This is a genomic window from Methylotenera sp. L2L1 (assembly GCF_000744605.1).
GTDB lineage: Bacteria > Pseudomonadota > Gammaproteobacteria > Burkholderiales > Methylophilaceae > Methylotenera.
Window position 1 is genome coordinate 296967 of record NZ_JQMG01000001.1, and the last position, 19286, is coordinate 316252.

General features: G+C 44.1%; 20 protein-coding genes. 10 read left to right on the forward strand and 10 right to left on the reverse strand.

Going from position 1 to position 19286, the window contains the following annotated elements; translation table 11 throughout:
• Nucleotides 1-54 precede the first annotated feature (54 nt).
• Complete coding sequence (locus FG24_RS01395) at nt 55-606, forward strand: ComF family protein (RefSeq protein ID WP_235189703.1); 552 nt, start codon at nt 55-57, stop codon at nt 604-606.
• Between the two features lie 73 nt (nt 607-679).
• Complete coding sequence (gene trmL / locus FG24_RS01400; protein WP_036300196.1) at nt 680-1144, forward strand: tRNA (uridine(34)/cytosine(34)/5-carboxymethylaminomethyluridine(34)-2'-O)-methyltransferase TrmL; 465 nt, start codon at nt 680-682, stop codon at nt 1142-1144.
• 46 nt (nt 1145-1190) lie between these two features.
• Here the strand turns inward: trmL and FG24_RS01405 are convergent, their stop codons facing one another.
• The 5 genes from FG24_RS01405 to FG24_RS01425 form a co-directional block, all read right to left on the reverse strand.
• Complete coding sequence (locus FG24_RS01405) at nt 1191-2183, reverse strand: NAD(P)H-dependent glycerol-3-phosphate dehydrogenase (protein ID WP_036300198.1); 993 nt, start codon at nt 2181-2183, stop codon at nt 1191-1193.
• Between the two features lie 16 nt (nt 2184-2199).
• Nucleotides 2200-2652, reverse strand: coding sequence for an SH3 domain-containing protein (locus tag FG24_RS01410; protein WP_036300202.1), 453 nt, complete (start codon nt 2650-2652; stop codon nt 2200-2202).
• A 5-nt stretch (nt 2653-2657) separates the two neighbouring features.
• The gene (gene secB / locus FG24_RS01415) at nt 2658-3137 is read right to left on the reverse strand and encodes a protein-export chaperone SecB (protein ID WP_036300205.1); all 480 of its coding nucleotides are present in this window, start codon (nt 3135-3137) and stop codon (nt 2658-2660) included.
• 152 nt (nt 3138-3289) lie between these two features.
• A complete protein-coding gene (gene grxC, locus FG24_RS01420; protein ID WP_036300206.1) occupies nt 3290-3544 on the reverse strand; it encodes a glutaredoxin 3 in 255 nt (84 codons plus the stop codon).
• Between the two features lie 4 nt (nt 3545-3548).
• On the reverse strand, nt 3549-3962 hold the full coding sequence (locus FG24_RS01425; RefSeq protein WP_036300207.1) for a rhodanese-like domain-containing protein: 414 nt from the start codon (nt 3960-3962) through the stop codon (nt 3549-3551).
• 154 nt (nt 3963-4116) lie between these two features.
• Between FG24_RS01425 and gpmI the strand changes: the two genes are divergently transcribed.
• Nucleotides 4117-5673 (forward strand): 2,3-bisphosphoglycerate-independent phosphoglycerate mutase, encoded by a 1557-nt coding sequence (gene gpmI, locus FG24_RS01430; protein WP_036300210.1) that lies wholly within the window; start codon nt 4117-4119, stop codon nt 5671-5673.
• A gap of 21 nt (nt 5674-5694) precedes the next feature.
• Complete coding sequence (locus FG24_RS01435) at nt 5695-6933, forward strand: murein hydrolase activator EnvC family protein (RefSeq protein ID WP_036303816.1); 1239 nt, start codon at nt 5695-5697, stop codon at nt 6931-6933.
• Nucleotides 6934-7108: 175 nt separating this feature from the next.
• Here FG24_RS01435 and FG24_RS01440 read toward each other — a convergent pair whose 3' ends face one another.
• The 5 genes from FG24_RS01440 to clpB all read right to left on the reverse strand — a co-directional run bounded on the left by FG24_RS01440 (nt 7109) and on the right by clpB (nt 12245).
• On the reverse strand, nt 7109-7393 hold the full coding sequence (locus FG24_RS01440; RefSeq protein ID WP_036300213.1) for a hypothetical protein: 285 nt from the start codon (nt 7391-7393) through the stop codon (nt 7109-7111).
• A 224-nt stretch (nt 7394-7617) separates the two neighbouring features.
• Nucleotides 7618-8037, reverse strand: coding sequence for a secondary thiamine-phosphate synthase enzyme YjbQ (locus FG24_RS01445; protein WP_036300215.1), 420 nt, complete (start codon nt 8035-8037; stop codon nt 7618-7620).
• Between the two features lie 68 nt (nt 8038-8105).
• Nucleotides 8106-8684, reverse strand: a complete 579-nt coding sequence (locus tag FG24_RS01450) for a hypothetical protein (protein ID WP_235189704.1) — start codon at nt 8682-8684, stop codon at nt 8106-8108.
• Between the two features lie 2 nt (nt 8685-8686).
• Nucleotides 8687-9601 carry a lytic transglycosylase domain-containing protein gene (locus FG24_RS01455; RefSeq protein ID WP_036300218.1) on the reverse strand — a complete coding sequence of 305 codons (915 nt, stop codon included), beginning with the start codon at nt 9599-9601 and terminating at the stop codon, nt 8687-8689.
• A 58-nt stretch (nt 9602-9659) separates the two neighbouring features.
• On the reverse strand, nt 9660-12245 hold the full coding sequence (clpB, locus tag FG24_RS01460; protein ID WP_036300220.1) for an ATP-dependent chaperone ClpB: 2586 nt from the start codon (nt 12243-12245) through the stop codon (nt 9660-9662).
• A gap of 121 nt (nt 12246-12366) precedes the next feature.
• On the opposite strand from clpB, the gene FG24_RS01465 reads away from it, so the two are divergent.
• The 6 genes from FG24_RS01465 (at nt 12367) to FG24_RS01490 (ending at nt 19228) form a co-directional block, all read left to right on the forward strand.
• Complete coding sequence (locus FG24_RS01465) at nt 12367-14778, forward strand: heavy metal translocating P-type ATPase (RefSeq protein WP_235189705.1); 2412 nt, start codon at nt 12367-12369, stop codon at nt 14776-14778.
• An 11-nt stretch (nt 14779-14789) separates the two neighbouring features.
• On the forward strand, nt 14790-14930 hold the full coding sequence (ccoS, locus tag FG24_RS01470) for a cbb3-type cytochrome oxidase assembly protein CcoS (RefSeq protein ID WP_019899507.1): 141 nt from the start codon (nt 14790-14792) through the stop codon (nt 14928-14930).
• 268 nt (nt 14931-15198) lie between these two features.
• Nucleotides 15199-15663 (forward strand): DUF2244 domain-containing protein, encoded by a 465-nt coding sequence (locus FG24_RS01475; RefSeq protein WP_036300223.1) that lies wholly within the window; start codon nt 15199-15201, stop codon nt 15661-15663.
• A gap of 23 nt (nt 15664-15686) precedes the next feature.
• A complete protein-coding gene (coxB, locus tag FG24_RS01480; protein WP_036303821.1) occupies nt 15687-16901 on the forward strand; it encodes a cytochrome c oxidase subunit II in 1215 nt (404 codons plus the stop codon).
• Nucleotides 16902-16922: 21 nt separating this feature from the next.
• A complete protein-coding gene (ctaD, locus tag FG24_RS01485) occupies nt 16923-18515 on the forward strand; it encodes a cytochrome c oxidase subunit I (protein WP_036300225.1) in 1593 nt (530 codons plus the stop codon).
• Nucleotides 18516-18667: 152 nt separating this feature from the next.
• A complete protein-coding gene (locus FG24_RS01490) occupies nt 18668-19228 on the forward strand; it encodes a cytochrome c oxidase assembly protein (RefSeq protein ID WP_036300228.1) in 561 nt (186 codons plus the stop codon).
• Nucleotides 19229-19286 lie beyond the last annotated feature (58 nt).

Below are 19286 nucleotides of genomic sequence, written 5' to 3' on the forward strand. Positions count from 1 at the left end.
TGCCTGAAAGATCTTCCTTGGCACAGCGCTACACAATGTCCGCAATGTGCGTTGATGACTAACGGCACCATATGCGGCAGTTGCATCAGCACACCACCCAGCTTTGATGCCACAACAGCACTACTCACCTATGACTACCCTGTGGATGGCTTGCTGCAACATTACAAATACAACGCAAGTTTAAATTTAGCCCAAACTTTTGCATCGTTATTTGTAGAGAAAAAACACACGCAATTAACCACGCAAAATGAAATCAACCTTATTATACCAATGCCCATGCATCAAAATCGCCTAAAGGAACGAGGCTTTAATCAAGCACTAGAAATAGCAAAGCTATTGAGCAAAGCCTTCACCATCAAGCTAGATTACACATCTTGCCAACGCACCAAACACACGCCGCCACAAGCTAGCCTAAACCTAAAAGACCGTATCAAAAACATCAAGGGTGCGTTTGGTTGCCAGCAAAATCTACAAAATTTAAATATTGCGATTGTGGATGACGTGATGACAACTGGCGCCAGTTTGAATGAACTCGCTAAAACATTAAAACAAGCAGGGGCTGCCCATGTAGAATGCTGGGTGATGGCAAGAACGTTGCCGAAATAGACGCCGCATTTCTATGCTACACAACAATAATAAGCGTTACACAAAACTAACTTAACGAAAACTGATTTTACTTATGTTCCATATTGTTTTATTTGAGCCTGAAATCCCACCAAACACAGGCAACATCATACGGCTATGTGCCAACACTGGCGCACAATTACACTTAGTAAAACCGCTCGGTTTTAGCCTAGAAGACAAGCAGCTGAAGCGCGCGGGCTTAGACTATCACGAATACGCCAACTTAAAAGTACATGAAAACTGGGAAGCCTGTAAAACCGCACTTGCAGGCAAGCGACTATTTGCAATTACCACTAAAGGCAGCACTACGCATAGTGATATTGCATTTAAAGCTGAGGATGTATTTGTATTTGGCCCTGAAACACGCGGGCTATCAGAGGAAGTCCGCAACGAGTTCACCGCAGAACACCGCGTACGATTACCAATGTTACCCAATAGCCGCAGCTTGAATTTATCAAACTCTGCTGCGGTATTGCTTTATGAAGCTTGGCGACAAATTGGGTTTGAAGGCGGTAGCTAAGTCCGGCTACCAGAATAGACTATTGCTAAAAACATCACCAGCGATGTTACACGCCTTCTGGTTTTTGTTCGCGACCTAACAGCTCCATCACGGCATCCTGTGCACTCTTACCATGCGATAACGCTTGGTTAACCTCACAGGTAATCGGCATATCGACGCCTAACGTTTCGGCGCGACGCATCACCTCACGTGCGGTGTTCACGCCCTCTGCCACATGACCAAGCCCTTGCAAAATATCCGCTAAGCTTTTGCCGCTGGCAAGCTGCAAACCCACTTCTCTATTTCTAGAATATTGGCCCGTACACGTTAGTATCAAATCACCAACGCCTGCCAAACCCATAAATGTTTCTGACTTAGCACCAAGGGCTAAGCCAAAACGCGTCATTTCAGTTAAGCCACGAGTAATCATCGCGGCACGTGCATTATTACCAAAGCCCATCCCATCAGAAATGCCAGCTGCAATCGCCATCACATTTTTAACCGCGCCGCCTACCGACACACCAATCACATCAGTCGTATCGTACACACGTAAGTTTGCCCCATGAATCAACAATGCAGCCTCTTTAGCAAAAGCCTCATCATTCGCAGCCAAGGTAACCGCGGTAGGTAAACCACGCACCAACTCTGCAGCAAAACTAGGCCCAGATAAAGCGCCCCATTTTTGCTCACTGCCTAGCTCTTCAAGCGCCACCTCATATGGTAATTTAGCAGTTTGTGGCTCTAGGCCTTTATGTGCCCAGATAATAGGCAGCGTACTACCTAGTTGCTTAATGTCTTTTAAAATATTTCTAAAGCCAGCAGTAGGTACCACTGACAAAATCAAATCAGCACCATCAAGTGCTATTTGCAAACTATCCTCAATCTGTAACTGATCATTAAATTTAAAGTCACCCAAATACAGAGGGTTTGCACGCGCTTTACGCATACCAGAAACATGACCAGCATTACGTGCCCACAGTGAAACCTGATGACGTTGACTGATATTCATCGCCAGCGCGGTTCCCCATGCGCCAGCACCTAATACTGCAATTTTTGCCATTTAATCAAAATCCTAGTTAATCAAAACCCCAAGTAGATGAAACTAGAACGTATCCAGTAACGCCATCTCGATGCTTTACTTTTAGCCATCCATGATTAGATTTAGGCTCTACCAGTTCCAGCACAACATCTTTTTCTAATGTTGCAACTACATCGGCGCCAACATCTGGACGAGCTCTCATTTCGGTTTGGCTTTTAGTGACCAGTACCGAGCGCTTAGCCGACAAATGTTTAGCTTCCACCCAATTCATACCTCCCTGCGCATCACGAACCTTTAGCCAGTCGCCAAGGTTAACAACAACTTCTACAGGGTAAAGATGGCTTAGCAATAACACTTTTTTTGCTGAAATTGATGGCGCATCATACAAGATGGCTTTGGGGACGGCGACAGACCTAAAATCTAACGCAGATGCCGTGATCGGCATCCACATCAGCGCGAAAATTAAAGCAACTTTCGGAAATCGAGACATTACACTTATTGCACAGAACCTGCTTGTTCAGCTTCTTGTTGCTTTTGTTGTGCAAACAAAGCTTCAAAGTTGATTGGGTTTAGCAATACAGGTTGGAAACCAGCACGCACCACTAAATCAGAAACGCTTTCACGTAAGTACGGGAACAGAATGTTAGGGCAGGTAATGCCAACAATCATTTCAATATTTTCTGCAGGCACGTTACGAATTTGGAAAATACCCGCTTGTGTTACTTCTACCAAAAATACTGTTTTATCGGCAATTTTAGAGGTAACCGTCACTTTGATTGCTACTTCAAATACGTTTTCTTCAACTTGCTGCGCTAAGTTGCTTAACTCAATACTGACCTGTGGTTGCGTACGGTCTGTAAAAATTTGTGGTGCATGAGGAATTTCTAATGAACCATCTTTGACATAAATTTTTTCAATACTGAAACCTGGTTGTTGCGCTTGCTCTTGTGCTACGTTGTTTTCTTCTTGTGCCATAATTTTCTACTTAAAAATATTAATTAAAATTGGTAATCAGTGACAGAGTCAATTGAAGTTTAGTAAAACTTAAGCACCTATTTTAGCAGAGTTTAATTTTGGACTCTGCTATAAATAGAGTGAATATACCCTTAACGCTCAGAAACGAGCCATTAAGCCAACAATGGATCAAGCCCACCCGCTAAATCTAAAGCCCGCAAGTCATCAAAACCGCCAATATGACGATCATCGATATAAATTTGTGGCACGGTACGACGACCTGTCTTTTGCATCATTTCGTCGCGTCGCTCTGGCTGCAGATCAATACGAACTTTATTAATTTCTGTCACGCCCTTGCTGGTTAACAAGCGCTCTGCATTGATGCAATAAGGACAAACCGCTGAGGTGTACATTAAAATATTAGCCATACAATTACGCTTTCACGATAGGAAGCTTTGCTTCTACCCATGCATTAAGACCACCCTGCAAATTGTGCACTTGCTTAAATTCGGCTTTACGTAAGATATCGCATGCTTTTGCTGAGCGCGCACCACGCTGGCAATTCACTAATACCGGCTTATCTTTATATTTAACCAACTCATTTAAACGATTAGCCAATTGATCTAAAGGAATATGCTTTGCATCAACAATGTGCCCATTTGCAAACTCAGCATCATCACGCACATCAATCACTAATGCATGACTGCGGTTAATAAGCGTCACGGCTTCGGTCGTACCTAAATTAGGCACACCACCCGCCCCTTTTCCAAAACTAGGCAATAACAACATGATGCCAGAGCCAAAGGCCAAGCCAATTAACAAGGCATTATCTTTTATAAATTCCACTGCTTACCTTTCAAAGTTTTACGCATCTAATTGTAAGTAACTGATGCAGCATATTAGCTCGCACTACTTACATATTTATAATCAGATTTTACGTGTAAATGCGCTAAAATGCTCGTATTGATATCACAATTTATGCAAAAGATTGAGGCGAAACATGTCCCCTAATAAAAATATCACTCCAGTTTGCCTACTGATTCTAGATGGCTTCGGTTATCGTGAAGAAATCACCGATAACGCTATTGCACAAGCGAACAAACCAAATTGGGATGCGCTATGGAAAAACTTCCCACACACATTAATTAATGCCTCTGAACACTATGTAGGATTGCCAGATGGTCAAATGGGCAACTCGGAAGTTGGTCATTTGAACATTGGCGCTGGACGCATTGTATTTCAGGACTTTGAACGCATAAACAACAGCATCACAACGGGCGAGTTTTTTGAACACCCAGTGTTAGCACCCGCCTTAGTAGACATCAAGAATAATGACAAAGCGCTACATATTTTTGGTTTGCTCTCAAATGGCGGTGTCCACAGCCATCAAGACCACATTCATGCCATGATCAAAATGGCGGCAATTCATGGTGTTAGTAAAGTTTATGTACACGCATTTCTGGATGGCCGCGACACACCGCCAATCAGCGCGGCACCTTATATTGATGCGTTAGAGCAGCAATGCAAAACAATCGGTGTTGGTAAGATTGCATCAATCAGCGGACGTTTTTATGGCATGGACAGAGACAAGCGCTGGCCACGTGTAGAAGCTGCATATAAATTATTTACAGAAGGTGTTGGCGAATTTACCGCTGAAACTGCCACAGCAGGTTTACAAGATGCGTATGCCCGCGGAGAAAATGATGAGTTTGTGAAAACCACAGCGATTCATCAAGCCAATGAAGCACCAATCAAAATGGAAGATGGTGACTTGGCTGTGTTTATGAACTTCCGTTCAGACCGCGCCCGTCAATTAACACATGCCCTACTTGCTGAAGAGTTTGATGGTTTTCACCGTCGCCATGTGCCAAAACTTGCAGGCTTCTTCACGCTTACTATGTACGACAAGAAAGAAACGAAAGCGACGGTAATTTTTCCACCTCAGGAAGTCAAAAATACGCTGGGTGAATATCTATCGGCACAAGGGCTCACGCAGCTTAGAATTGCAGAAACCGAGAAATACCCGCACGTCACATTTTTCTTTAATGGCGGTGAAGAAACCGTCTTTGCTGGTGAAGATAGAATTCTCGTGCCGTCTCCAAAAGTGGAAACCTATGACTTGCAGCCAGAAATGAGCGCCAATGAAGTCACAGAGAAACTAGAAGAAGCGATTTTAAGCAAAAAATACAATGCGATTATTTGTAACTATGCCAATTGCGATATGGTTGGCCATTCAGGCAACCTCAAGGCAGCGATTGCTGCTGTAGAGGCATTGGACACCTGTATCGGCCGTGTTGTGAATGCCATGCAGAGCATCGGTGGTGAAGTGCTGATTACAGCAGACCATGGCAATGTTGAGCAAATGTATGACGGACAGAACCAACAACCCCATACACAGCACACCACCAACCTAGTACCGCTCGTGTACATTGGCAGAAATGGCCAGTTAAGCAATAATGGCGCACTCTCTGACCTAGCCCCTACCATCTTAAACCTGATGGGGGTTGACCAACCCCATGAAATGACGGGTAAAAACCTAGTTCAGTTTAACGCTTAAGCCAAACACGTCCATACCATGATGCGCCACCGTATTTTGCAAACAACATCAATGCTGACATTGATGCTCTCGCTACTGCTCCACGCATCATGGTGTTTTGCCGAAAAAAAACCAGAACAACCGAAACAGGCATTAAGCCAGTTACAAAAACAATTGGAAGAACTAAAGAAAGACCTAGATCAAGCACAGGAAGAACACAAAGACGCTGCGGATGCACTCAAAGAAAGTGAAGTTGCCATTAGCAGTGCAAATAAAAAACTACATGAAATTAGTAAGCAACAAATTGATAATAAAAAAGAATTAGCCAAGCTGGAGGCTGAATCAAAATCAACCAACATTGCGCTTAACCAGCAGCAAAAACTATTAAGCGGTCAGCTCTATCAGCAATACATACACGGCCAGCAAAGTTATGTGCAAATGATTCTACAAAGTCAGCGCCCGAGCGAGGTCGCACGCGACTTGCATTATTACTCATACGTTGCAAAAGCACGCGCTGACTTAATCAACAACATGCAAAACAACTTAAATAAGATTACTAAACTTAATGAGTTAACTGCCTCTAAGCTGCAAGAAATCACAGATCTCAAGCAAAAACAAATTGATGAAAAGCGTATTCTTGAACTTAAAAAGAAAGAAAAATCTAAAGTTGTAAAATCGCTATCACAACAAATTGCTGAGCAGCGCGGGCAAATTAAAAAACTGAGCCGTGATGAAAAGCGCTTATCTCAACTTGTGAGCCGCTTGGCCCAGATTATTCCTAAAAAGAAAAAAGTAGCGAAACAGTCATCACAAACCATTAAACCAACACCTAACACTGCCGTTAACAATGAAAAGTTACCGAGTGATAATTTTATTGGTGCCAATTTCCAAGCTTTAAAAGGCAAGCTTCGCTTACCTGTACGCGGTGAGGTTAGCAATCGATTTGGCTCAATTAGGCAAGATAGCGGCATCTCTTGGAAGGGCTTGTTTATAAAGGCCAACGAAGGAGCGGAAGTAAAAGCAGTGGCATCTGGTCGTGTTGTTTTTGCAGACTGGCTAAGAGGTTTCGGCAACCTGATTATTCTTGATCATGGTGATGGATACATGAGCCTATATGGCAATAATCAATCCGTTTTAAGACAACCGGGTGACATGGTAAAAGGTGGTGACACGATTGCCTCAGTTGGCAACACTGGTGGCAATGAATCTAACGGGCTTTATTACGAGCTCAGAAATCAAAGCCGGCCATTCGACCCGATGGCATGGAGTAACCTAAATTAATAAGACTGAGTCATTGCCATAACGACTTTGAAGTCCGGTGATTTTCTCAACATCGATACACTGTCAACTAACACTGACAAACATAGTAATCTGTCAGGCCTAATAAAAAAAGCACGCAGATATGCGTGCTTTTTTTATTCATTCAAACTTAGCGACATATGCTAAGTTTGAATCATTATTGTGGTTCTGAATCTGCAAATTTTGCAACTTCACCCGCTGCAGCAGCTGCAGCAGCTTCTGTTTCAGCAGCAATTTGTGCTGGGTCTAAAGTAATACCAGGGATGCGTTCATCAGCAGCTGGCTCATAACCACCGGAAACTGGTGCTGCTGGCGCTGGTGCTTCTGCTGGTGCAGCAACTGGTGCCTCTTCAACTGGCGCAGCTTCTTCCTTCTCGCCACAACCTACCACCAATAAACTAGTCATTCCCAATACTAATAATGAGCGCAATAACATAGACATATAATCTCCCTTTATATTTAGATAATTAAACAGTTACTCATTGTTTTATATTCAATGAGTTAGCCATTTTTCTGAAACTAGTGGTTATTCTAACGCATTCAAGATTCTCTGCAACCTTAATACAACATATGTCTACAATCAACGCTATTAAGTTCCGCAGACGCACTAAACACATTCGCTCAACCATTTTGAGCACTATATTTTGAACGATGACACTAGGGCGATTATTCGCCAATCACATGAAATAAGACGCGTCGATGGCTCGCTAAATGTCGGTGCTCGTACAGGAAAATGCCTTGCCATTGCCCTAAGGCCAGCTTACCTTCTAATAAGGGAATGGATAAATGGGTTTGCGTAAGGGCGGAGCGCACATGTGCAGGCATATCGTCAGGCCCCTCGACTGTGTGAATGAATAAAGGATCGCCATCAGGCACTAAGCGATTAAAGAAGGATTCCATGTCGACCAACACATCGTGATCGTAGTTCTCATTAATCAGAAGGCTTGCCGATGTATGTTGTATATATAGAGTTACCACGCCTGTACGCAAACCGCTTGATTCTGCCCAGTCAATGACCTGCGGCGTAATATCGTAAAGCTGGCGGCCTTTTGTATGAACGCTAACCTGTCCCGTTTTTTGTTGCATTGATTACTCCAAACTCATTATGAATGCTTAGAGTATATCCAAAAACTTAAGCAGAACCCAATCCAAACCTACCAACAACCCCATGGTGAAAAATATCCAGCCCCCATCCCAAAGCGTGGGCCGAATCTAGAGCCATAAGCACCAAATCCATATGGGCTGAATCCAAAACGCTGGTATCGACAAAATGGATCTTCGAAACGCTGATGACTGATCATCTGCTGTTTAAGTTTTGCTAGCTCAGCACGTTTATCTTGCTCTCGCTTGTTGATTTCTTCTGCAAGCTTATTCCTTAACGCAAGCTCACGACTGCTGTGAATATAGTCGAGCACTTTTTTATCAACGCCTCGCTGACTTAAATCTACACTTTGGCTAGGCGTAAGCGCATAGCTTGAATCAGTCTCTTTTATTTTTTGAATAATCTGATCGTGGCCCAGCCCTTGTTTGGACAACACGACAATTTCATCCAAACTCAACACAGGATGAGGTTGGGGCATTATTTTCTCTAAAGCTTCGGCAGAAATCCTATCGATGGGAGGTGGCACACCAGCTTGCTTACCATCGGTTGCACAACCGGCGACAACACTCATCAGGATAATCACTGCAAAATAACTGCACTTATTGATACCCATCATGTTGATACCCATCATGATTAACCCCTCCGTTTGAAAATGGGGGACGGTTCCGTAATGGTGCCGTCAAAACTATGATTCTTGATTGGGTAGCGTGCCTGTACTTTTTTAACATACTGACGTGTCTCAGGGTAAGGTGGGATACCATTATATTTATTCACAGACCCTTCACCCGCATTGTATGCGGCCACAGCCAAGGCAACGTCTCCTTTAAAGTAAGCCAGTAACCAACGTAAATAAGCCACGCCGCCTTTGATATTCTGGCTGGCATTAAATGCATTTTTTACATTAAACCGCTCCGCAGTGCCCGGAATCAATTGCATCAAACCCTGAGCTTGCTGGTTTGATTGCGCTGTTGCGATAAAATTGGATTCTACCGAAATGATAGAAAGCACTAATCTAGCATCCACTTGATACCAAGCCGAAATCGTATCAACCAAATGCAAAATCCAACGCTTATCTTTAGATAGCCCTGCAACATACTGATCTATGTTCTCCGCATGCCCATGCTCCAATGATGCTTTCTCTGGCTCAACCTCAGCCAGCACGCAAGGAGGCAAATCAACCATGTTTAGCTCTATCGTCTCTAGCATTTTTTGTGACTCGTAATGCCCTTGTAAAGAGGCGGTTGCAAACATCGCGGCAGCTAAGTCACGGTTAGCAGAGACACCTTTACCAGACGCATATAACATGCCAAGCCTAAACTGCGCCTCAGCACTACCTAGGCGAGAAGCTTGACAGTAAAGCTTCGCAGCCTGCCAATCACTGTCAACATTTTTCACATCTCGCTCTGCCTCTACTGCACGTAAGAGCAAATCGCGAATCACTTCCGGTTCATGACTAAATGTTTCCTGCTCATGCTGGCTGAGCTCTGCATACGACACATTTGCCACCGTAACAAGCATGGCAAACATGACGTGTCTCAACTTATTCATCAATAGAATGCTGACCAATCCGCTCCTTTAGCCCTAGGGCATTTCATCGTGAGTTACTTTAGGCTTTTGTAAATACAAGCTTTCCTGCTTTAACGTCAATTTTGACAATATCTTTGGCAATAAAATTCCCTGCTAAGATTTCACGTGCCAATGGATTCTCAATTTCGCTCTGTATTGCACGCTTAAGTGGTCGCGCACCATATACGGGGTCAAATCCTGCATTTGCAATTTCCGTCACCGCCGCATCGGTTAATTCTAACTGCATATCCATTGCCGCCAAACGTTTAGCCAAGTACTGTAATTGGATTGCCGCTATCGATTTAATATTAGCCTCTCCCAGCGCATGGAACACCACGACTTCATCAATCCGGTTCACAAACTCTGGCCTGAAGTGTGTTTTCACTTCACCCATCACCGCCAACTTAACCAACTGATAATCTTGGTCGCTCATGCTCTGTATCATCTGGCTACCAAGATTAGAAGTCATAATAATCACGGTATTCTTAAAGTCTACAGTACGGCCCTGACCATCAGTGAGGCGTCCATCATCTAACACTTGCAACAATACGTTAAATACATCTGGGTGCGCTTTTTCTACCTCATCCAACAAAATAACACTGTAAGGCTTGCGGCGCACTGCTTCAGTGAGCGTACCACCCTCTTCATAACCTACATAACCAGGTGGCGCACCTATCATCCGTGCAACAGAGTGCTTCTCCATGAACTCGCTCATGTCGATACGAATCAGATGGTCCTCTGAATCAAACAAAAAGTTAGCGAGTGATTTGCATAACTCGGTTTTACCCACACCTGTAGGACCTAAGAATAAGAAGCTGCCATAAGGTCGGTTTGGGTCACCCAAGCCGGAACGTGAACGGCGGATTGCATCTGAAACCAAACGTACTGCTTCATCCTGTCCAACCACGCGCTCATGTAGTTTAGCCTCCATGGTCAACAGTTTTTCACGCTCACCCGTCATCATCTTGCTCACAGGAATACCCGTTGCACGGCTCACTACTTCTGCAATCTCATCCGCACCTACTTCAGTACGCAACATTCTATGCTTAGTGACATCCACACTCACTTCGGCGCTTGAAGCTTGTTTGAGTTGCATCTCAAGCTGAGGTAGCTTTCCGTATTGCAACTCTGAGACTTTCTGCCAATCGCCTTTACGCGTGGCCTCTTCCATCTCAAATTTTACTTTTTCAATCGCTTCTTTAATGTGTGCAGAGCCTTGCACCTGAGCTTTTTCTGATTTCCATATTTCCTCTAAATCAGCGTACTCTTTTTCAAGTTTGCTAATTTCCTCTTCAATCAGCTCAAAGCGCTTTTTACTACCTTCGTCTTTTTCACGACGAACCGCTTCACGCTCAATTTTGAGCTGAATCAGGCGACGCTCCAATTTATCCATAATTTCAGGCTTGGAATCAATCTCCATCTTGATACGACTTGCAGCCTCATCAATCAAATCAATGGCTTTATCCGGTAAAAAGCGGTCTGTAATGTATCGATGTGAAAGCTCTGCAGCCGCAACAATCGCTGGGTCAGTAATTTCCACACCGTGATGCAGCTCATACTTTTCTTGCAATCCACGCAATATCGCAATAGTTGCTTCCACGCTAGGCTCATCCACCAACACTTTTTGGAAGCGGCGCTCTAATGCCGCATCTTTTTCAATATATTTGCGATATTCATCTAAGGTAGTTGCACCCACGCAATGCAATTCACCGCGCGCCAGTGCTGGTTTCAGCATATTGCCCGCGTCCATGGCACCTTCTGCCTTACCTGCGCCTACCATAGTATGAATCTCATCAATAAACACAATGGTTTGACCTTCGTCCTGTGCCAACTCTTTCAACACAGATTTCAAACGCTCTTCAAACTCGCCACGGTATTTTGCACCTGCCAACAAAGCAGCCATGTCTAATGACAATACTTTTTTTCCTTTTAGTGACTCCGGCACCTCACCATTGACAATGCGCTGTGCCAAGCCTTCTACAATCGCAGTTTTACCCACGCCAGGCTCACCAATCAGCACTGGGTTGTTTTTAGTGCGGCGCTGTAATACCTGAATCGCACGACGGATCTCATCATCACGGCCAATTACTGGGTCTAATTTACCTAGACGGGCACGCTCGGTTAAATCGATGGTGTATTTCTTAAGCGACTCACGCTGTCCCTCTGCTTCTTGGCTATCCACATTTTCATTACCGCGCACGGCCTGCACTGCCGCCTCTAAAGCAGCCTTAGTTAAACCATTTTGTTTAAGCAACTTCCCTGCTTCGCCTTTATCATCAGCTAAGGCTAACAAGAACATCTCACTCGCGATATAAGCATCACCGCGCTTTTGCGAAAGTTTATCAGTTACATTCAACAGATTATTCAAGTCACGCGAGATAGCCACCTCACCGCTGGCATCCGTTGACTTAGGTAAGTTCGCTATTGCGGCAGTCAACCCCGCTTTAAGCTGATTAAGCTGCACACCGGCACGCGCCAATAACGATGCAGTACCTCCGTCATCTTGTTGCAGTAATGCTTGTAGCAAATGTTGCGGCTCAATCGCCGTATTGTCTGCGCCCAAAGCAAGGCTTTGCGCATCGCTAATCGCCTGTTGAAATTTGGTGGTTAATTTATCAAAACGCACTGGCTTCTCCTATCATGATCACGCTAATGTTTATATGCTGACATGCAGACAAGGTGGGGCTTAATGTTTATTTTTCAATATATAATACAAAGTATTAATTCGTTATATAAATAGCGATGGAATGAGCCATTTTGATGGCGATTCCATTGTATGGAGTGGATTTTTGCTAACCGATACTTTCAGCACTGAAGAGTCACTACCCAACCCAGCTTGGGCGATTTTAGATACCGAAGACCAATGGCAAGCATTTAGCCAACCTGTTGAAAACCAAGGCATACAATCTACGTCTGGTGCGTTAGTGCAATCCAACCTATTACTGGATGGGCTACGCTGCGCTGCCTGCTCCGGCATTATTGAACAAGGACTGCTAGCCACACCTGGCGTTATCAGCGCCCGTGTCAGCATATCAAAAAGACGTGCCGTGGTTGTATGGGCACCAAGTACGACCCTACCCTCCAAAATATTAAAAGCAATTCATGAGTTAGGTTACAGCGGTTTTCCTGCCACCCAACATGAAGAAGACTTAGCCTCTCTACAAAAACAAAGAGCGGCATTCTGGCGCTGGATGGTGTCTGGCTTCTGCATGATGCAAGTCATGATGTACGCAAGCCCAACTTACTTTACAACCCCAGGTGAAATCTCCAGCGATATTTTGCATCTACTAAACTGGGCTTCATGGCTGCTGAGCTTACCCGTCCTTTTATTTTCAAGCCAATCTTTCTTTAGCAACGCATTGCGTGACCTAAAGCAAAAACAAATCAGCATGGATCTCCCAGTTGCGCTCGGTATCATCATCACGTTTATTGTGAGCTCAGCCGCCACCTTTGAGCCCAATAACTGGTGGGGCAGTACCGTCTATTTTGACTCGCTCACTATGTTCGTTTTTTTCCTGCTGTCTGCGCGCCTGATTGAGGTCAAACTGCACCGCAAAACACTAGGCGCACTTGAAAACCTTGTGAGCCGTATTCCAGAAAATACCGAACGACAAAATCCAGATGGCTCATTCACCCGGGTGCTGAATACAAAACTAAAGATTGGCGACATTGCACGTGTGCAAATTGGTGAAGCCTTTCCGGCTGACGGAAAAATCATGTCAGGCAATACCAGTGTCGATGAATCTCTACTCACTGGCGAATCTACCCCTATCCAGAAGAACCTGAACGATGATGTGATTGCCGGCAGCTACAATCTGCGTCAGCCAGTTTGCATCACGCTGCATACCATCGGCGAATCTACAAAGTACGGGCAGATTGTTAATCTCATCAACAATGCGGCAATAGAAAAACCACGCTTATCAAAACTAGCTGACCGTGTTGCGCGACCATTTTTAATTTTTGTCATTTTAAGTGCAGCCGTTGCAGCTGCATTGTTATGGGACATTGACCGAGGACGTGCGCTGATGACGGCAGCAGCGGTGCTAATCGTCACCTGCCCATGTGCGCTTTCTTTGGCAACACCATCGGCAATGCTTGCCAGTGCTAGCGCTTTTGTTAAGCGTGGAATCTTAATTAAGCGCTTACAAGCCATTGAAAATATCGCAGATATTGACACTGTCATTTTTGATAAAACAGGCACACTTACTGAAGATCATATTCAAATTAAAGCGATTGAACCCAAAGCCGGCCTTACCGAATCATATGCATTAGCACTGGCAGCATCGATTGCTCAACATTCGATGCACCCCATTTCACGCGCGCTTTTTAACGCCAATAAAACCAGTGATTTAAGCGCATTGAACCTTGGGCTAGATAATATTGCACTAGAGGATATTCAAGAAACCGCCGGTGCAGGTATCAGCGCAACGCTTAGCGCTGACACAACAGACGCACCATTTACTGATGCCAGCAACCTGATAGGCAATGAGCTCAAACTTGGCTCAGCAATTTTTTGCGGCATTACAGAAACAGACACTGATGCGCAACAAGTCTATTTAGCGAATAACCAAGGCTGGCTAGCAACATTTACCCTAGAAGAAGCAATCAAACACAATGCTGGCATCGCCATACAATCATTAAAGGACGCAAAGCTAAATATTGAGCTACTGTCTGGCGACCGTTCAAACGCAGTAGAAAATACCGCAAAACAGATAGGTATTACACAATTCCAATCTGCATGCAGTCCAGAAGATAAACTTTTACGCTTACAGACACTCAAACGAGAGGGTAAGAAAGTGCTAATGGTGGGCGATGGTCTAAATGATGGTCCTATTTTAGCCAGTGCTCATGTGTCTATTGCCATGGGCAAAGGGGTACCGCTCACATTAGCACATGCGGATTACGTATTCTTAAATGGTGACATTAGCCAGATTCCACACCTGATCCGCCATGCAAAGCAAACAATGAAGATTATTAAAGAAAATATCGCTTGGGCGATTGTGTATAATTTAATCAGCATCCCACTCGCCTTCTTCGGCATATTGTCTGCATGGCTGGCTGGTCTAGGGATGGCGGTTAGCTCACTCATCGTAGTCGCTAACGCGCTACGTTTAACTAAATTCGCATCATCAGATACTGACACTAATAGTCATCAATAAAGGCTCAAGTTATGGACGTATTATTTGTACTTATTCCACTTTCTGTCATCATGGCACTCGTTGTTCTTGGTGGATTATGGTGGGCAGTTTATCGTGGTCAATTTGAAGATATTGAAGATGAAGGCAAGCGAATTTTAGAAGATGATGACTAAAATAATTTGTGGCAAAAAGTAGCACCTGCTCCATACTGAAGGATTTGTAGCAACTCCCTGCAACCGTAAATCCAGCCTCAAATTGTACATTTTAACAATGTCACATCCACTCACAAAACCTTACAAAAATATTTCTATTTGTTTCAAATTTGTAACAAATTCTCTTGAGTAATTAATTTTTTTATGCTAGTTTCTGACATGCGTCAAATTGACGCATGTGAAATTGTGTTAGCAAATCATCAATTTAAACGTAACGCTTGGATGATGCATGACGGTTTCTGGCTCAAATGGCAACATATTGATTGCAAAGCCGAATAACTCGCTATCCCCTACAGGATTTGCCTGGTTGTTTGTTGGTGTTCTCACCATCACTACGATCATTACAGTAGGGTTTGTGTTAGCGGGAGCTTGGTTAGTGCTGCCATTTGCAGGGCTTGAAATCTTGGTGCTTGCCTATGTGTTAATCAATGCTTATTTGCACTACGGTGACTTTGAAAGCATTACGTTAGTCAATGATGATGTAGTGATTGAGAAATACAGTTACAAAAGTTCTAAGAAATACACTTTTCAACGTTACTGGGTTAGGGTGACATTACGTAACACCCTAGACGGTACGGTCGCGATTTTCATTGGCTCTCATGGCAAGGAAATTGAGTTTGGCAGTCGTTATATCAACAAAGAAGAGCGAGAGTCTATCGCCAAGCAACTGAAGCAAGATTTAAAAATCGTTTAATGGTTTTTGTTTTGGGAGAAGGTATGTTGAAGCAGGCTATGAAAAAGATTGGTTTCGGTTTACTTTTACTACTCACAGCGCCCCTAGCGCTTGCTGAGTTTCGCTGGAACTTTCCTGAACCAGTCACCCCGATGGCGCTTGATACGCTGCATGTTCATAATAAATTCATGCTGATTGTGGCAGTGATTTTTGTTGTAGTACTCGCCATCATGATTTACTCACTGATCAAACACCGCAAAAGTATTGGTCACCAAGCTGTGGCAGACAAAGCACCGTCGACCGCTACAGAAATTTTCTGGACACTCATCCCATTCGTCATCTTACTCGTCATTGACTTTGTCATCATGGGCATTCCAGCATATCACAGTGTGATTATGATGGAGGACACCAGAAACGAGTCTGACATGGTCGTCAAAGTAACAGGCTCACAATGGCGCTGGCAATATGAATACATGGGCAATACCGACAAAGGTAGCGAAGATGGACTGATAGATGCAAAAGGTATTAAGTTTGTCAGCAATCTATCTACCCCTCAAGACCAAGTGAATGGCACCGCTCCTCCTGTAGACACCCCCGACAGCCCCTACTTGCTAGATGTAGACAACAGACTAGTACTCCCAGTAGGTGCCAAAGTGCGCATATTAATGACATCAACCGATGTACTGCACAACTGGTGGGTACCGCAATTTGGTTCCTCACGTGTTGCCGTACCTGGCTTTATTCGTGAGACCTGGGTGCAAGTGGATAAAGCCGGGACTTATCGCGGCCAATGTAAAGAACTGTGTGGCAAAGGACACGGTTATATGCCGGTGGTGGTGGATGCCCTCCCTAAAGAGGAATACGCCGCATGGGTCGCACTTAAAAAGAATGAGATTAACGAGCAAGCAGCTGGCGCAGATAAAGAATGGACCAAAGACGAGCTAATGGAACAAGGCAAAGTCGTCTACGAGAAAAACTGTGCAGTATGCCATCAGGTGACTGGTGCAGGTTTACCTCCAGCCTTCCCTGCGCTTACTGGCAGCAAAATTACAACCTCTCCGATATTTGATGCAAATGGTAAATACTTACCAGATAGCCATATGGATCGAGTGCTAAACGGGGTGCGCGTCATGCCTGCATGGAAAGCCATACTAAATGACTCGGAAATTGCCGCTGTCATTACTTATGAACGTAATGCGCTCGGCAACAGCGTAGGTGATGTTATACAACCTGCGCAAGTTAAAGCTGCGCGTCAATAAATATAGGTACAGGAGATAATTATGAGCACTACAACAGTCGCACATCATGATGAATACGCTGACCATCCCAACGGGATTATGCGTTGGCTAACCACCACCAACCATAAAGATATTGGTACCATGTACCTGACATTCTCACTCATTATGTTCTTGGTAGGTGGCTCGATGATATTGGGTATTCGTGCAGAGCTGTTTCAACCAGGCTTGCAATTGATGAACCCAGATTTTTTTAACCAACTTATCGGCGTACATGCGCTGATTATGATTTTTGCAGCACTTATGCCTGCAGCTACAGGTTTTGCTAACTGGATGATTCCGCTACAAATTGGCGCTCCAGACATGGCTTTGCCGCGTTTAAACAACTGGGGCTTCTGGCTACTGCCACCTTCAGCTATTTTACTCACGCTTCCATTTACCTTGGCACTATTTGGGATAGGTGATGGTGCGCTAGCCACTGGCTGGACATTCTACCCACCACTCTCGATTCAAGGTGGCATTGGTGTGGACTTCGCGATTTTTGCGGTTCACTTATTGGGCATTTCATCAGTATTAGGCTCTATCAACATTATTGTCACGCTATTTAACATGCGCGCTCCTGGCATGACCCTGATGAAAATGCCGATGTTTGCATGGGGCTGGTTGATTACTGCATTCTTGTTAATTGCAACCATTCCAGTGCTCGCTGGTGCCGTAACAATGCTACTTACAGACCGTCATTTTGGCACACACTTTTTTGACGCTGCTGGCGGTGGTGACCCTATCATGTTCCAGCACTTATTCTGGTTCTTTGGTCACCCTGAGGTCTATATCTTATTGTTACCAGTATGGGGCTTCATTCCACAAATTTTACAAACATTCTCCCGTAAACCAATGTATGGCTACAAAGCACAAGTTTATTCATTAATCGCGATTGGTGCGATGTCTATCATTGTGTGGGCACATCATTTCTTCACTGCGGGGATGCCTGTACCAGCTTTGCTCTACTTTATGTATAGCACAATGGCGATTTCATTACCGCTTGCCGTACTGTTTTTCTGCTGGATTAAAACCATGTGGCGTGGCTCAATGAGTTTTGAAACACCCATGTTATTTACTGTCGGCTGGATTATTCTATTCGGTATTGGCGGTTTAACTGGCCTAGTGCTAGCAGACGTTGCAGCAGATGCGCAATATCACAACAGTTATTTTGTCGTGGCGCACTTCCACTACACACTATTTGCTGGTGGCATTATGGGCATTATGGCGGGTGTTTATTACTGGTTACCTAAAATGACAGGTCATATGTATAACGAAAAACTTGGCCAACTGCACTTCTGGCTCACAGCTATTTCGTTCAACCTGACATTTATTCCACAGTTTTTCTTGGGCTTAGCTGGCATGCCGCGTCGCATACCAGACTATGCATTACAGTTTGCAGAGTTCAATATGATCTCTTCAATCTCTGCGTTTGTACTCGGGCTGTCACAACTGATCTTTGTGTACAACATTATCAGCACTGCAAGAGGTGGTAAAAAGGCAACTGACCAAGTGTGGGAAGGTGCCGAAGGACTAGAATGGACATTATCGTCACCGCCTCCTTACCATAGTTTTTCAGAGCAACCGACTGTTAAATAAGATAGATCAAATAACATAGGTCAAATAGGATAAAAGTGGTTGTTAATGCATATGAAAAATCAAGAAACTTCTAGAAGCGATAAAAACAAAAAAGTGGCTGTCGTTTTGGCACTGATAGCCTTTGTTTGGTATTTGGCATCAATGTTTACCATATGGAAGTAGATGCTGACAAAAACGATCTAAGCTCAACAGAGCAAAGGTCGGCAGCCAACAAAAAATTAGGCTACAAAATGGTATGGATTGTAGCTGGGTCTCTTTTGTTTGCATTTGCGCTAGTGCCACTTTACGACGTGTTATGTACGATTACAGGACTTAATGGCAAAACAAAAAGTACAGCAAGTGAATTAAGCAACACCAAAGTAGATGAAACTAGATGGGTCACTGTCCAGTTCACCTCCAGCACAATGCCTGGGCTAGGCTGGAATTTTTATCCTAAGCAATCCAGCATAAAAGTACGCCCGGGTAAAGTTGAAACTGTATTGTTTGAAGCCAAAAACATTACAAGTGAAGTAGTTGCAGGCAGAGCAGTACCAAGTGTCACTCCAGGCGCAGCTGCTGCCCATCTAAAAAAACTGGAGTGTTTTTGTTTTGAAAGGCAAGCATTAAATCCGGGAGAAACAAAAGTAATGCCTTTACGTTTTTTTGTTAGCCCAGAAATACCTGCTGAGGTAAAAGAGATGACCTTATCCTATGCGTTTTTCAGTGTAGATTAAGTAACCATCACTACAAGTAATGATAAAAAAAGTAAAAAATAGATAAGCAGTAAAAATA